Source organism: Actibacterium sp. (genome assembly GCF_041584535.1).
Classification (GTDB): domain Bacteria; phylum Pseudomonadota; class Alphaproteobacteria; order Rhodobacterales; family Rhodobacteraceae; genus Actibacterium_D.
Map to the genome: position 1 here is coordinate 1 of NZ_JBFHDW010000029.1, position 14,034 is coordinate 14,034.

The following is a 14,034-nucleotide window of genomic DNA, read 5'->3' on the forward strand; positions in this document are numbered from 1 at the left end:
AACCCATACAGCCCGTCTTTCTTGACCGGGTAATACGGGGCCTCGGCGTAATAGGCGTTAAAGATCGTGTCATAATCGGGTGGGGTAGCGTAGCTGCCGGTCGTGTCGATCAAGCCGTATTTCTTACCGATCTTGACCATGGCCAGCCCGTTGCGGTCAAAGGGCGCGGCATAATCGAATTTGCGCGGCAGCACCCATTTACCTGTGGCATCAATATAGCCGCATTTTTCGTCCCGAACCGGGCAATGCGGGTAAAGATCGGCGGCGAAAGCCGGGCCAATCCCGGCAAAAATCGTCAAACAGCCCAAGGCAATGGCGGAAAACCAGCGCATAAAATACTCCTGCTAAAATACGTGGATCCACGTTACCGCCGACCGGCAAAATGAAAAGCCGAAATGACACGCCTGCGGCGCGCACGTCTGCGGCCTCTGGATTCGGTCGGGCCACAGGTTTATATGCCGCATCATGCGAACAGAACTTGGCTCTTCCGGCCTGCCCTTTATGAAAATGCATGGGCTAGGCAATGACTTTGTGGTCATCGACCAGCGGGCAGACTCTGCGCCGCTGTCCGAGGCGTTGGTGATTGCCATTGCCGACCGGCATCGCGGCGTCGGATTCGATCAGTTGGCGGTGATTTATCCCGGCGGCAATGCCGATGCGCGGCTGGAGTTTTACAACTCGGACGGCTCATTGTCGTCGACCTGTGGCAATGCCACGCGTTGTATCGCCCGGCATATCATGGATGAGACCGGCCAGACCCGCCTGACCCTGACGACCGAGCGCGGCACGCTGATCGCCGAGGATGCGGGCGATGGCCTGACCCGGGTGAACATGGGCGCGCCCTTGTTGAACTGGGACGAGGTGCCGCTGGCCCACGAGATCGACACGCTGGAATTGCCGATCGACGGCGCCCCCACCGCCACCGGCATGGGCAACCCGCATTGCACCTTTTTCGTCGATGATGCCGAGGCGGTCGATCTTGAGGCGCGCGGCGCCGAGATCGAACATCACCCGCTGTTCCCCGAACGCACCAACGTGCAATTCGCCAGCCTGATCGGCCCCGACCACCTGCGGATGCGGGTGTGGGAGCGCGGCGTCGGCGTGACGCTGGCCTCGGGGTCGTCGTCCTGTGCTACTGCCGTGGCTGCGGCGCGACGCGGCCTGACCGGGCGGCATGTGCGGATTGATCTGGACGGCGGCACGCTGTGGATCGACTGGCGCGATGATGGCGTGTGGATGACAGGTCCGACGACTCATGTCTTTAGCGGCACTTTTACCGGCGCTTTTCTGGGCCAGGTCTGATGACCGCACAGCCGCCAAAATTCACCACGCTGGGCTGTCGCCTGAACGCCTATGAAACCGAAGCGATGAAAGAGCTGTCGGCGCAGGCGGGCATGGGTAACGCGGTCATCGTCAACACCTGCGCCGTCACCGCCGAGGCCGTGCGCAAGGCGCGTCAGGAAATCCGCAAGCTGCGCCGCGACAATCCCGATGCCACGCTGATCGTCACCGGTTGCGCCGCCCAGACCGAACCCCACACCTTTGCCGCCATGGCCGAGGTCGACATGGTGATCGGCAACACCGAGAAAATGCAGCCCGAAACATGGGCGCGCATGGCCAAGGGGCCGGATTTCATCGGCGAGACCGAAAAGGTTCAGGTCGATGACATCATGTCGGTCACTGAAACCGCCGGTCACCTGATCGATGGCTTCGGCACCCGCAGCCGCGCCTATGTGCAGGTGCAAAACGGCTGTGACCACCGCTGCACCTTTTGCATCATCCCGTTTGGTCGCGGCAATTCGCGCAGCGTGCCGGCCGGGGTGGTCGTGGATCAGATCAAGCGGCTGGTCGACAAGGGCTATAACGAAGTGGTGCTGACCGGCGTCGATCTGACCAGCTGGGGCGCTGATCTGCCGGGCGAGCCGCGCCTGGGCGATTTGGTGATGCGCATTCTGCGGCTGGTGCCCGATCTGCCGCGCCTGCGGATCAGCAGTATCGACAGCATCGAGGCCGACGAGAACCTGATGCAGGCCATCGCCACCGAGCCGCGCCTGATGCCGCATCTTCATCTGTCGCTTCAGGCTGGCGATAACATGATTCTCAAACGGATGAAGCGCCGCCACCTGCGCGATGACGCCATCCGTTTCTGTGAACAGGCCCGCGCCTTGCGGCCCGACATGACCTTTGGCGCTGACATCATCGCCGGATTCCCCACCGAAACCGAGGCGATGTTCGAAAACTCGCTGCGGCTGGTGACGGAATGCGATCTGACGTGGCTGCACGTCTTTCCCTACAGCCCGCGCCAAGGCACCCCGGCGGCGAAAATGCCGCCCGTGCATGGCAAGGCGATCAAAGAGCGCGCCGCCCGGTTGCGCCAGATCGGGGACGCGCAGGTTCAGCGCCATCTGGCGGCGCAGGTCGGGCTGACGCATAAGGTGCTGCTGGAAAACCCGGTGATGGGCCGGACCGAGCAATTCACCGAAGTCAGCTTTGCCGCGCCCCAACCCGAGGGTCAGATCATATCCGCCCAAATCTCGGGCTTTGCGGGTCAACAACTGGTCGCAAGGCCACTCGTGACTTGAACCCGACCGCCATGGCGTTAGGATTCCCTTGGTTGCCAGGGAGTCCGACATGAAACTGTATCACAGCCCGACATCACCCTACGCCCGCAAGGTGCGGATGCTGTTGCTGGAAACCGGCATGGATGCCGATGTGGAAAAACAGATCGGATCGGGCTCGCCCGTTGATCCCGGTCAGGCGCCGCTGGCGGAGAACCCGTTGGGCAAGGTGCCGGTTCTGACCCTGACCGATGGCACCGCGATCTATGACAGCCGGGTGATTTGCCGCTATCTGGACGACCGGGCCAAGGCGGGCCTGTATCCGGCCGAGCCGAAACTTTGGAGCGTTCTGACGCTTGAGGCATTGGCCGACGGGATTTTGGACGCGGCGCTGTTGATGGTCTACGAAACCCGCATCCGCCCCGAAGATCTGCGCTATACGCCGTGGATCGAAGGCCAGTGGGACAAGATCCGCCGCGCGGCCGACTCGTTGAATGCCGATTGGATGCCGGTTCTGTCGGGACCGATGACAATGGGGCATATCGCGACCGCCTGCGCGCTGGGGTATCTGGATTTCCGCCATGCCGACCGCAACTGGCGGCTTGGCAATGATGCGCTGGCCAAGTGGTTTGCCAGCTTTGCCGCCCGAAGCAGCTTTGTCGCCACGACTCCGCCCGCGGGCTGAGTCCGTTGGCCGTGCAAGCCCAAAAGCTACGGCACAACTGTTTCTTTCCGACAACTGCGACCGCTATCAGCCCGAAACAGTGCGATAAATGCGCGTCCAACTGTCAATGATTGCTGGACGCTTAGACAGAAGGCAGCTAAAACCGCGCCGATTGCAATGTCATAGCTTCCCCTTTTTGGGGGGTTGTTTTGGCCACCGCAGGGCCAAGGAAGGGAGAAGTCTCGTGTCCCACGCTGAAGACCACGATAGCACCCGCCGCGATTTTCTGTATTACGCGACCGCAGGTGTCGGTGCTGTTACGGCAGGAGCCGCCGTCTGGCCGCTGGTAAATCAAATGAATCCGTCCGCCGATGTGCAGGCGCTCAGCACGATCCGGGTTGACGTGTCTGGCGTAGCGGTCGGCACTCAGTTGACCGTAAAATATCTCGGCAAACCGGTTTTTGTTCGCCGCCGCACTCAGGATGAGATCGATGCCGCTCGCGCTGTAAACGTGAGCGAACTGATCGACACCACCTCGGAAAACCCCAATGCCCCGGCCGGTGCCGATGCTTCGGATACCAACCGGACCCTGGACGAAGCAGGTGAATGGCTGGTGATGATCGGCGTCTGCACCCATCTGGGTTGTGTGCCGATAGGCAACGCCTCGGGTGATTTCGGTGGCTGGTATTGCCCCTGCCACGGCTCGCATTACGACACCGCAGGCCGTATCCGCAAAGGCCCCGCGCCGCAAAACCTGCATATCCCCGTCGCTGAATTCGTGGATGACACCACGATCAAGCTGGGCTGAGGGAGGACACGATGTCTGGAATTCCGCACGATCATTACGAACCGAAAACCGGGATTGAAAAGTGGCTTCATGCCCGCCTGCCGATCGTTGGCATGGTGTATGACACGATCATGATCCCGACCCCCAAGAACCTGAACTGGATGTGGATCTGGGGCATTGTTCTGGCCTTCTGCCTGGCGCTGCAAATCGCCACCGGCATCGTGCTGGCCATGCACTATACCCCGCATGTCAGCCTGGCCTTCGCCAGCGTCGAGCACATCATGCGCGACGTGAATGGTGGCCATATGCTGCGTTACATTCACGCCAACGGCGCATCGCTGTTCTTTGTTGCTGTGTATCTGCACATCTTCCGCGGCCTGTACTACGGCTCGTATAAAGCCCCGCGCGAAGTGACCTGGATCATCGGCATGCTGATCTATCTGGCCATGATGGGCACCGCCTTTATGGGCTATGTGCTGCCTTGGGGTCAGATGTCGTTCTGGGGCGCAACCGTTATCACCGGCCTGTTTGGTGCGATCCCGCTGATTGGCGAGTCGATCCAGACCTGGCTGCTGGGCGGGCCCGCCGTGGACAACTACACGCTGAACCGCTTTTTCTCGCTGCACTATCTGCTGCCCTTCGTGATCGCCGCTTTGGTGGCCGTTCACATCTGGGCCTTCCACCACACCGGCAACAACAACCCCACGGGTGTTGAAGTTCGCCGCGGGTCGAAAGCCGAAGCCGAGAAAGACACCCTGCCGTTCTGGCCCTATTTCGTGATCAAAGACTTCTTCGCGCTAGCCGTCGTGCTGGTGGCGTTCTTTGCGATCGTCGGCTTCATGCCGAACTTCCTGGGTCACCCCGATAACTATATCGAGGCAAACCCGCTGGCGACGCCCGCACATATCGTTCCGGAATGGTATTTCCTGCCCTTCTACGCGATCCTGCGCGCTTTCACCTCGGAAGTCTGGGCCGTTCAGTTCGTGTCGTTCATCACCTTCGGCATCGTCAACGCCAAGTTCTTTGGTGTGCTGGCCATGTTTGGTTCGATCATCGCGATGGCGCTGGCCCCGTGGCTGGACACCTCGTCGGTGCGCTCGGGCAAATATCGTCCGATGTTCAAATGGTGGTTCGCGCTTCTGGCGATCGACTTTGTTGTCCTGATGTGGGTGGGTGCTCAGCCGACTACCTTCCCGTATGACTGGATCTCGCTGATCGGGGCGACCTACTGGTTCGCGTATTTCTTCGTCATCCTGCCGCTGCTGGGTGTGATCGAGAAACCGCTGGCCCAGCCCGCAACGATCGAAGATGACTTTAACGCCCATTACGGCAAGGGCGGGACCGATGGCGCAGCTGCGCAATCGACCCCGGCCGAGTGAGAAAAGGGATCAAAAACATGATCAAGAAACTCACCCTCTCGGCTGCAACGGCTCTGGCGTTGTCCGCAGGCTCGGCGCTGGCGTCCGAAGGCGGCCACGTCCACGACGTCGCCTTCTCGTTCGAAGGGCCGTTCGGCAAATTCGATCAGAACCAGCTTCAGCGCGGTCTGAAAGTCTTTACCGAGGTCTGCTCGGCCTGCCACGGCCTGAAGTTCGTGCCGCTGCGCACGCTCAGCGACGAGGGCGGCCCGGCGCTGCCTGAGGAGCAGATGCGTGCCTATGCGTCGCAATGGGAAGTCTTCGACCCCGAGCTGGACGACTACCGTCCCGCCATTCCGACCGACAAGTTCCCGGAAAACACCGGCGTCGGCGCACCTGACCTGTCGCTGATGGCGAAGGCGCGTGCCGGTTTCCACGGCCCGTATGGCACTGGTCTCAGCCAGTTGTTCAACGGCATTGGCGGCCCGGAATACATCGCGTCGATCCTGACCGGCTATGAAGAACCGCCGGCATGTGCGCCCGAGGACTTTGACGGCTATTACAACACCGCGTTTGCACCGGGCGGCTATCCCGACTCGTGCAAAATCTATGACGAGCACGGTGTTGAAATCGGTCGCATGGCCCCCGGTTCGTGGATCGGCATGGCCCCGCCGCTGTCGGGCGAAGATGTCGAGTTCGACGATGGCCACAGCAACGAACTGCACCACGAAGCCGTGGATGTCGCGTCGTTCCTGATGTGGACCGCCGAGCCCAAGATGATGGCACGTCAGCGCGCTGGCTTTATCGGCGCCCTGTTCCTGGTCCTGCTCAGCGTTCTGCTGTATCTGACCAACAAGAAAATCTGGACCCCGGTGAAGAAGAAAGCCAAGTCCAGCTAAGGGCCCTACCTTTAGACAGATCAAAGCGCGCCTTTCGGGGCGCGCTTTTTTATCCCAGATAGCTGCGCAACGCGGCGGGCGGATCAGCAAACAACGCCCCGGTTTCGCGCGGCGGGCTGGCCACGCCATTGGCCACCAGTATCGTATCGCCTGCCAAGGCCCGCGCATCGGCGGGATCGTGGCTGACCATCAGAACGCTGGCCCCGGTTTCATCCGCCAGCTCGCGCACCAGCGCCAGCATCTCGGCCTTCAGCGCCGGTCCCAGCGCCGCAAACGGCTCGTCCAACAGCATCAGCGGCCGCGCCCTGAGCAACACCCGCGCCAGCGCCACACGGCTGCGCTGACCGCCCGACAGGGCCGAGGGCTTGCGGTTGCCCATCCCCGACAGGCCAACCCGCGCCAAAGCCGCCTGAACCGCCTGTTTCTGATCGGCTGACAGCCGCAGATCGGGGCGCAAGCCCAAGCCGACATTCCGCGCCACGGTCAGGTGCGGAAACAGGTTGTTGTCCTGAAACAACAGGCTAAGCGGCCGATCCCCCGGCGCAACGCGGGTCAGATCGTCGCCCTGCCACAAAATCCGCCCCTGATCCGGCACGACAAAGCCCGCGATCAGGTCCAAAAGCGTCGATTTCCCGGCGCCCGACGGGCCCAGAATCGCCACGCGCGCGCCCGGTGCGACGGAAAAATCCGCGCTCAGGCTGAATTCGCCCTGCCGATACAGCACCTTATCAAGCGTCAGCATTCACCCGTCCTCCGCGATCGAACAGCCAGAACAGGGCCAACGACAGCCCCAACAGCAACAGCGCCGCACCCGCCGCCTGATCCAGACGATACGACCCCATCAGCCGATACAGTTGCAAGGGCAAGGTCGCCCGCGCCGGATCGGCAAACAGCGCGATCACCCCCAGATCACCCATCGACAACGCCGCCGCCAGCCCGGCGGCAAAGCCGATCGGGCGGCGCATACGGGGCAACAGCAGCAGCCGCAGCCGCGCCATACCGTGCAGGGCCAGACTGTCGGCCAACTGGCCGTAGGTGGCCTCGACCTCGCGCAGGGCCGGAACAAGGGCGCGCATGGCGAAAGGCAGGCTCATCACCGCGTTGACCAGCGCCGTCACCGGCAAGGCCAGCGCCACCGGGTTCGTCACCGGGCGCAGCAGGATGAACAGGCCGGTGCCGATCACCAGCGGCGAGGCGGCGATGGACAGGGTGCCGATCACCTCGAACCCGCGCCCGGCGCGGGTGGCGGCATAAGCCAGCGGAAAGGCCAGCGCCAGCATCAGCAGTGCCGAGCCGATCGCGGTCAGAACCGACCGCCCCGCCGCCCAGAATACCGCCTCGGGCAGGGAAAACAGCGCCAGCGCGCCTTGCCCCACGACCATTGCCAGCGGCAACAGCAGGAACAGCGCCACCGCGACGATCCACGCCCCGTCCAACAGCCGCAACCGCAGCCTGCGCGCATCCCAGCGCAGCAATGGCCGGTCCAGCCCGGCGTCTCCGAACGCGGGCACCGCGATCCATGCCGCCAGAACCGCTGCCAGCGCCGACAGGCCGAATTGAATCACCGACAACAGCGCCGCGTGGCCCAGATTGAAATCGAAACGAAACGCCTGATAGATCGCCAGCTCGACCGTGGTTGAGCGCGGCCCGCCGCCCAGCGTCAGCGCCACGGCAAAACTGGTCATGCAGATGACGAAAATCACCACGAAGGCGCCGGGCAGCACCCGCCGCAGCATTGGCAGCTCAAGCGCGCGATTTATGTCGGCGGCGCGAAAGCCCAGACTGGCGGCCAGCCGAAACCGTTCCGACGGGATCGACAGCCAGCCTTGCAGGATCAACCGTGTCGCCAAGGGCAGGTTAAAGAACACATGTGCCAGCAGAACGCCTTGCAGGCCGTAGATCGAAACAGGCTCTATTCCGGCCCAACTTAGGGCGATGTTCAGCAATCCGCGTCGCCCGAACACTGCCAGCAGGCCAAGGATCGCAACAATCACCGGCAGGATAAACGGCGCGCCCAGCAGGGTGATCAACAACCCGCGCCCGACGAATTGCCGTCGCGCCAGCGCCCGCGCGACCGGGATGGCCAGCGCCACGCTCAGCGCTGCCGACAGCGTTGCCTGCAGCAGGGTAAACCGGATTGCGGCCCAATCCGCCGGGCCAAGCGTCGAGAGCGTCCCGGCGCGGGTAAACACCGCGCCGAGCGTGCCCAGCGTCAGCATCAGGATCAGGGCCGCCGCAGCAACCCCGACCCAGACGCCAGCGCTTATTGGCTGAGCGCGGCGCGCCATTCCTCGACCGCTGCATCACGCAGGGCTGCGGCCTGATCTTCGTCGAAGAACAGAACCTTTTCGGGCATATCCAGCTTGGCAAAGCCTTCGGGCAGCTTGTCCGCCGCCAGTTTCGCGGGCAGCGACCAGTTACCGGTGGGGATGAATTCCTGAAACTCCTCGGACACGACAAATGCCATGAACTGATCGGCCAACTCGGGCTGGTCGGTGCCAGCGATCTTGCCAGCCAGTTCGACAAAGAAATAATGCCCCTCTGGGAAAATCGCCGCCTTCTTGGTCTCATCCCCTTCAGCGATGATGTGATAGGCGGGCGAGGTGGTGTAGGACAGCACCATGTCGGCTTCGCCATCAGTGAACAGGCCATAAGCCTCGGACCAGCCTTTGGTGACGGTCAGGATTTTCGGCGCCAGCTTGGCCCATGCCTCGCCCGATTTGTCGCCGTAAACTGCCTTGACCCACAGCATCAGCGCCTGCCCCGAGATCGAGCTGCGCGGATCCTGAATCACAATCTTCAGGTCATCCGGCGCGTTCAGAAGATCGTCAAAGCTGGCAGGCGGGTTGGCCACGCGGGTGGTGTCATAAATGAACGCCGTGTGGGCATAGTTGAACGGCAGGAAAACCTCGTCGGTCCACGAAACCGGCAGGGTCAGAGACGCATTGTCTTGCCCATGCGGCGCGAACAGGCCCGAGTCCCGCGCCTTTTTGGTGACATCAGTGTTCAGGCCGATCACCACGTCGGCCTCGGTCTTATCGCCTTCCAGCAGCAGCCGTGGCAGCAGATCGCCGGTTCGGAATTGCAGGTCGCAACCGCATTTTGCCTCGAACATTTCTTCCATCTTGGGGCCGGGGCCCCATTCCGACGCGAAATAGTCGGGGGCGTAAACGGTGAGCACCGGGGTTTCTGCCGCCGCCATAGTGGCAAACAGGGCTCCCGCAGCGAAAATCGGATATTTCATAGGGTCATCCTTCATTCACGACGGGCGGGGTCAGGGTATGGAGGATGTCCAGCTACCTTCCCTCCGCCGGTCTTAACCGGTTCAGGTTCAACGGGTTCGCAACATGCATCTCAGCCCGGCAACCAGGCACCCCGAGGTAGGGCGCAATCTACGGCCAACTGCGACCCGCTACAAGAGCATCCAACCGCGCAAAACCCTTGTAATTCTGGCTTTCGCCACTTAAACACATCACAAAACATGAATATAAAAGGTCGGTTCTCGTGCCACGATATGCGCTGAAGTCATTTAAACGCTATTTCCCGATCCTCGACTGGGGGCAGCATTACACCCGCGACACGCTGACCAACGACCTTGTGGCGGCCGTCATCGTCACGATCATGCTGATCCCGCAATCGCTGGCCTATGCGCTGTTGGCCGGGCTGCCAGCCGAGATGGGGCTTTACGCCTCGATCCTGCCGCTGGTGGCTTATGCGGTGTTCGGCACCAGCCGGGCGCTGGCGGTGGGGCCGGTGGCGGTTGTGTCGCTGATGACGGCGGCGGCTGTGGGTAATCTGGCGCTGCAAGGCACGGCGGAATATGCAGCGGCGGCGATTGTTCTGGCCTTTCTGTCGGGCGTGATCCTGTTGGTGCTGGGGGTGTTCCGGCTGGGCTTTCTGGCGAACTTCCTGTCGCATCCGGTGATCGCCGGGTTCATCACTGCATCAGGCATCATCATCGCCACCAGCCAGCTGAAACATATCCTTGGCATCAATGCAGGCGGTCATAACCTGTTAGAGCTGATCCATTCGCTGTTTGCCCATCTGGGTGACATCAGCATCTGGACCACGCTGATCGGCATTACCTCGACCGGGTTCCTGTTCTGGGTCCGCAAGGGCCTGAAACCGCTGTTGCTGTCGAAAGGCATCAAGCCGCGCATGGCCGATATTCTGACCAAGGCCGGGCCGGTCGCGGCGGTGGTGGTGACCACTTTGGTGACCTGGGTGTTCGGTCTGCACAATCACGGCGTTGCCATCGTGGGCGAGGTGCCGCGCGGCCTGCCGCCGCTGACCATCCCGGATTTCAACGTCGATATCTGGACCAGCCTGTTCGGTTCGGCCGTGCTGATTTCGATCATCGGCTTTGTGGAATCGGTGTCGGTGGCGCAGACCCTTGCCGCCAAGCGCCGCCAGCGCATCATCCCGGATCAGGAATTGATCGGGCTGGGTGCGTCGAACATCGCCGCGTCGATTTCCGGCGGTTATCCGGTGACCGGGGGCTTTGCCCGTTCGGTCGTCAACTTTGACGCCGGCGCCGAAACCCCGGCTGCGGGCGCATTTACCGCCGTTGGCATCCTGCTGGCGGCGCTGGCGCTGACGCCGCTGCTGTATTTCCTGCCCAAGGCGACACTGGCCGCCACGATCATCGTTGCGGTTCTGTCGCTGGTCGATTTCTCGATGCTGCGGACGACGTGGAACTATTCCAAGGCCGACTTTACCGCTGTCGCCGCGACGATCCTGCTGACGCTGGGCTTCGGGGTCGAGATCGGTGTGTCCGCCGGGGTTGGCCTGTCGATCTTTCTGTATCTCTATCGCACCTCGCGCCCGCATATCGCCGAGGTCGGCCTTGTTCCCGGCACCGAGCATTTCCGCAACATCAACCGCCACCGGGTTGAGACCCGCCCCGATATCCTGACCATCCGCGTTGACGAGAACCTGTATTTCGCCAATGCCCGCTATCTTGAGGATTACCTCTATGACCGCGTGGTTGGCGATCGCGGGCTGAAACATGTGATCCTGATGTGCTCGGCGGTGAACAATATCGACACCTCGGCGCTGGAATCGCTTGAGGCGATCAACCAGCGGTTCGAAGATATGGGAATCACCCTGAACCTGTCCGAGGTCAAAGGCCCGGTCATGGACCGCCTTTCGCGCACACATTTCCTGCATCACCTGTCCGGAAAAGTGTATTTGACCCAATTCGAAGCCGTGAAAGAGCTGTCACACTGAACCAAGGTCGCATGTATTCGCGGCAAGGTGTCGCGCTATGCTAATCGTGTTGCTCTGAGGGAGGGACGCGATTGACGACCCCGGAACGCTGCGTATTGTGGCGCCAACGTCATGAAAAAAGAGGAGAGGCCTCATGAAATTTAACCTGACCATTCTGGCTGCTGGCCTGCTGGCGGCATCGCCGCTTTTTGCCGAGTCGCACGAAGCAGAAGCCACCGAGCCGATGGAAAACGCCGAAGCCGCAGAAGAGCTGGTTATCACCGGCAACGCCGAAGCCGGTGAAAAACTGTTCCGTCAGTGCGCCGCGTGCCACGTGGTTGTGAATGCCGAAGGCGAAACGCTGGCTGGTAAGGCCTCGAAAACCGGTCCGAACCTCTATGGCGTCGCTGGCGCGGTTGCGGGCTCGGTCGAAGGGTTCAAATACTCGAACCTGATGTCCGAGGCGAACGAGGCCGGGATCGTCTGGACCGAAGAAGCCTTCGTTCCTTATATTCAGGATCCGACCGGCTATCTGACCGGCGCAACCGGCGAAAGCGGCCGCTCGAACATGACCCCGCAGCGCATGCGCAAGCCCGAAGACGCCGCGGACCTGTTCGCCTATCTGCACAGCCTGGCCAGCGAATAAGCCAGCGCACCGCGCAATCAGGGGCCGCCGCAAACCGCTGGCGGCCCTTTTTCTTTGCTGCGGCGGCTCTTGCGACAATTCGCACGGGCCGTTATTCCCAACCTCAAGAGGGAGCGCGCCATGAGCATCAACACATTCGGTCACCTGTTTCGTGTCACCACATGGGGCGAAAGCCACGGTCCGGCGCTGGGTGCCACCGTGGACGGCTGCCCGCCGGGGGTGCCGGTGGATGCGGCCATGCTTCAGCACTGGCTGGATCGGCGCAAACCCGGCCAGAACAAATACACCACTCAGCGGCGCGAACCCGACGAGGTGGAAATCCTGTCCGGCGTGTTCGAAGGCCAGACCACCGGCACGCCGATCCAACTGATGATCCGCAACACCGACCAGCGCTCAAAGGATTACGGCGATATCGTCGAGAAATTCCGCCCCGGTCACGCCGACATCACCTATTGGCAGAAATACGGCATCCGCGATTATCGCGGCGGAGGGCGCAGCTCGGCCCGTGAAACCGCCGCCCGCGTCGCTGCTGGCGGCGTTGCCCGCGAGGCGCTGAAAACGCTGGTGCCGGGGATCGAGATCAAGGGCTATATGGTGCAAATGGGTCCGCGCGCGATTGATCGCGGCAATTTCGACTGGGATCAGGTCGAGCAGAACCCGTTCTGGACCCCTGATGCCGAGGCCGCCAAGGATTGGGCCACCTATCTGGACGAACTGCGGAAAACCGGCAATTCAGTCGGCGCCGTGGTCGAGGTCGTCGCCCGCGGCGTTCCCGCCGGTCTGGGCGCCCCGATCTATGGCAAGCTGGACACCGACCTTGCCGCCGCAATGATGAGCATCAACGCCGTCAAAGGTGTCGAGATCGGCGAAGGCATGGCCGCCGCCGCCCTGACCGGGGTCGAAAACGCTGATGAGATCTTCATGGGCAATGACGGCAAACCGGTGTTCTCGTCGAACCATGCCGGCGGCATTCTGGGCGGGATTTCCTCGGGTCAGGATGTGGTGGTGCGGTTCGCGGTCAAACCGACCAGCTCGATCCTGACACCGCGCCGGACGATCACCAAGTCGGGCGAACCGGCCGAGATCATCACCAAGGGCCGCCACGACCCCTGCGTCGGCATCCGCGCGGTTCCCGTGGGCGAGGCAATGATGGCCTGCGTCCTGCTGGACCACGTGCTGCTGCACCGCGGTCAGATCGGCGAAAACCGCGGCAAGATCGGCTGATTTAAAGGGAAGTGGTGCCGCTGAAGGGACTCGAACCCCCGACCCCATCATTACGAATGACGTGCTCTACCAGCTGAGCTACAGCGGCCTGGTGGCGCGGTCTTTAGCACCCTCCGCGCGGGGTGTGTAGCCCTAATTTTGGGCTTTGGCCTGTTGCGGGACTTCGATCACCTCGCCGGTGATGTCGTCGTAATCTACCGGCTGGGCGTCGTCTTGGACCGCAAGGTCAGCGGTGACCGGCTTAGGCGTTTCGTCCTTGTCCTCGGGCGGTTTAACCCGGCCGACGATCAGCGGCAGCATTTCCGCCGAATTGGGCAATGCGCCGCCGCCCGCCGGGGCGGTTTTCCAGCTGAGCGTGTCGAAGCTGCCGCATTCGGCACAGATCGGCGCCCAGTCGGCGTGGGCCGTGCCACAGCTGTCGCAGATCCATTGCGGCCCGCGTGAGGCGGTCAGCGCCCGCGCCAGCCAGCCGCGCACCACACTGTCATCCGCGCCCTGCCCGCGTTCGATTGCCGCCATCAGGGTCAGCGTGCGCGCGGTCGGGTCGGTTTCGGCCAGATCGCCCAGCGCCACAGCGGCGGCGGGGAAATCTTCGGCGGCGATGTGCAATTCCGCCATCAGCATCCGGGTTTCCGGGTGGTCAGGCTTCACCGCAGTCAGGGTCTGGAACCGTTTGATCCGGGCGGCGGC

General features: G+C 62.3%; 14 protein-coding genes, 1 tRNA gene and 1 riboswitch. Of the genes, 9 read left to right on the top strand and 6 right to left on the bottom strand.

Annotated elements, in window-relative coordinates:
• On the bottom strand, positions 1 to 332 hold a 332-nt coding region (locus ABYW26_RS02720), incomplete at its 3' end, for a WG repeat-containing protein (protein WP_372603221.1).
• 133 nt (positions 333 to 465) lie between these two features.
• Here ABYW26_RS02720 and dapF point away from each other — a divergent pair.
• The 6 genes from dapF to ABYW26_RS02750 all read left to right on the top strand — a co-directional run bounded on the left by dapF (position 466) and on the right by ABYW26_RS02750 (position 6,266).
• A complete protein-coding gene (gene dapF, locus ABYW26_RS02725; protein WP_372603223.1) occupies positions 466 to 1,302 on the top strand; it encodes a diaminopimelate epimerase in 837 nt (278 codons plus the stop codon).
• On the top strand, positions 1,302 to 2,582 hold the full coding sequence (mtaB, locus tag ABYW26_RS02730) for a tRNA (N(6)-L-threonylcarbamoyladenosine(37)-C(2))-methylthiotransferase MtaB (protein ID WP_372603224.1): 1,281 nt from the start codon (positions 1,302 to 1,304) through the stop codon (positions 2,580 to 2,582). Before dapF ends, mtaB begins: the two co-directional genes overlap by 1 nt.
• A gap of 49 nt (positions 2,583 to 2,631) precedes the next feature.
• Positions 2,632 to 3,243 carry a glutathione S-transferase gene (locus ABYW26_RS02735; protein WP_372603225.1) on the top strand — a complete coding sequence of 204 codons (612 nt, stop codon included), beginning with the start codon at positions 2,632 to 2,634 and terminating at the stop codon, positions 3,241 to 3,243.
• A 223-nt stretch (positions 3,244 to 3,466) separates the two neighbouring features.
• Positions 3,467 to 4,030, top strand: coding sequence for a ubiquinol-cytochrome c reductase iron-sulfur subunit (gene petA / locus ABYW26_RS02740; RefSeq protein ID WP_372603226.1), 564 nt, complete (start codon positions 3,467 to 3,469; stop codon positions 4,028 to 4,030).
• An 11-nt stretch (positions 4,031 to 4,041) separates the two neighbouring features.
• The gene (gene petB, locus ABYW26_RS02745; RefSeq protein ID WP_372603227.1) at positions 4,042 to 5,388 is read left to right on the top strand and encodes a cytochrome b; all 1,347 of its coding nucleotides are present in this window, start codon (positions 4,042 to 4,044) and stop codon (positions 5,386 to 5,388) included.
• 17 nt (positions 5,389 to 5,405) lie between these two features.
• Positions 5,406 to 6,266: a cytochrome c1 gene (locus tag ABYW26_RS02750; RefSeq protein WP_372603228.1), complete on the top strand. Its 861-nt coding sequence runs from the start codon at positions 5,406 to 5,408 to the stop codon at positions 6,264 to 6,266.
• A 49-nt stretch (positions 6,267 to 6,315) separates the two neighbouring features.
• Here the strand turns inward: ABYW26_RS02750 and thiQ are convergent, their stop codons facing one another.
• The 3 genes from thiQ to thiB are packed head-to-tail and all read right to left on the bottom strand — an operon-like array spanning position 6,316 to position 9,510.
• The gene (thiQ, locus tag ABYW26_RS02755; RefSeq protein WP_372603229.1) at positions 6,316 to 7,008 is read right to left on the bottom strand and encodes a thiamine ABC transporter ATP-binding protein; all 693 of its coding nucleotides are present in this window, start codon (positions 7,006 to 7,008) and stop codon (positions 6,316 to 6,318) included.
• The gene (locus ABYW26_RS02760; protein WP_372603231.1) at positions 6,995 to 8,554 is read right to left on the bottom strand and encodes a thiamine/thiamine pyrophosphate ABC transporter permease ThiP; all 1,560 of its coding nucleotides are present in this window, start codon (positions 8,552 to 8,554) and stop codon (positions 6,995 to 6,997) included. The genes thiQ and ABYW26_RS02760 overlap by 14 nt, the downstream gene beginning before the upstream one ends.
• On the bottom strand, positions 8,530 to 9,510 hold the full coding sequence (gene thiB / locus ABYW26_RS02765) for a thiamine ABC transporter substrate binding subunit (RefSeq protein WP_372603233.1): 981 nt from the start codon (positions 9,508 to 9,510) through the stop codon (positions 8,530 to 8,532). The genes ABYW26_RS02760 and thiB overlap by 25 nt, the downstream gene beginning before the upstream one ends.
• Positions 9,511 to 9,551: 41 nt before the next feature.
• Positions 9,552 to 9,654: riboswitch (TPP riboswitch) on the bottom strand.
• A gap of 131 nt (positions 9,655 to 9,785) precedes the next feature.
• On the opposite strand from thiB, the gene ABYW26_RS02770 reads away from it, so the two are divergent.
• From ABYW26_RS02770 to aroC, 3 genes are all read left to right on the top strand, one after another.
• Entirely contained in the window at positions 9,786 to 11,495 is a 1,710-nt protein-coding gene (locus ABYW26_RS02770) for a SulP family inorganic anion transporter (RefSeq protein WP_372603238.1), read from the top strand.
• Between the two features lie 133 nt (positions 11,496 to 11,628).
• Positions 11,629 to 12,120, top strand: a complete 492-nt coding sequence (locus ABYW26_RS02775; protein WP_372603234.1) for a cytochrome c family protein — start codon at positions 11,629 to 11,631, stop codon at positions 12,118 to 12,120.
• A gap of 120 nt (positions 12,121 to 12,240) precedes the next feature.
• The gene (gene aroC / locus ABYW26_RS02780) at positions 12,241 to 13,344 is read left to right on the top strand and encodes a chorismate synthase (RefSeq protein ID WP_372603235.1); all 1,104 of its coding nucleotides are present in this window, start codon (positions 12,241 to 12,243) and stop codon (positions 13,342 to 13,344) included.
• A gap of 12 nt (positions 13,345 to 13,356) precedes the next feature.
• Here aroC and ABYW26_RS02785 read toward each other — a convergent pair.
• Together ABYW26_RS02785 and ABYW26_RS02790 are read right to left on the bottom strand one after the other, a co-directional pair.
• Positions 13,357 to 13,432 (bottom strand) — tRNA-Thr (locus ABYW26_RS02785).
• A 44-nt stretch (positions 13,433 to 13,476) separates the two neighbouring features.
• Positions 13,477 to 14,034: tetratricopeptide repeat protein (locus ABYW26_RS02790; protein ID WP_372603237.1), on the bottom strand; the 558-nt coding region annotated here is incomplete at its 5' end.

Coding starts and splice junctions, on each gene's coding strand:
- ABYW26_RS02735 (WP_372603225.1), top strand. CDS start 2,632: ATGAAACTGTATCACAGCCCGACATCACCCTACGCCCGCAAGGTGCGG.
- dapF (WP_372603223.1), top strand. CDS start 466: ATGCGAACAGAACTTGGCTCTTCCGGCCTGCCCTTTATGAAAATGCAT.
- thiQ (WP_372603229.1), bottom strand. CDS start 7,008: ATGCTGACGCTTGATAAGGTGCTGTATCGGCAGGGCGAATTCAGCCTG.
- mtaB (WP_372603224.1), top strand. CDS start 1,302: ATGACCGCACAGCCGCCAAAATTCACCACGCTGGGCTGTCGCCTGAAC.
- aroC (WP_372603235.1), top strand. CDS start 12,241: ATGAGCATCAACACATTCGGTCACCTGTTTCGTGTCACCACATGGGGC.
- thiB (WP_372603233.1), bottom strand. CDS start 9,510: ATGAAATATCCGATTTTCGCTGCGGGAGCCCTGTTTGCCACTATGGCG.
- petB (WP_372603227.1), top strand. CDS start 4,042: ATGTCTGGAATTCCGCACGATCATTACGAACCGAAAACCGGGATTGAA.
- ABYW26_RS02750 (WP_372603228.1), top strand. CDS start 5,406: ATGATCAAGAAACTCACCCTCTCGGCTGCAACGGCTCTGGCGTTGTCC.
- ABYW26_RS02760 (WP_372603231.1), bottom strand. CDS start 8,554: ATGGCGCGCCGCGCTCAGCCAATAAGCGCTGGCGTCTGGGTCGGGGTT.
- ABYW26_RS02775 (WP_372603234.1), top strand. CDS start 11,629: ATGAAATTTAACCTGACCATTCTGGCTGCTGGCCTGCTGGCGGCATCG.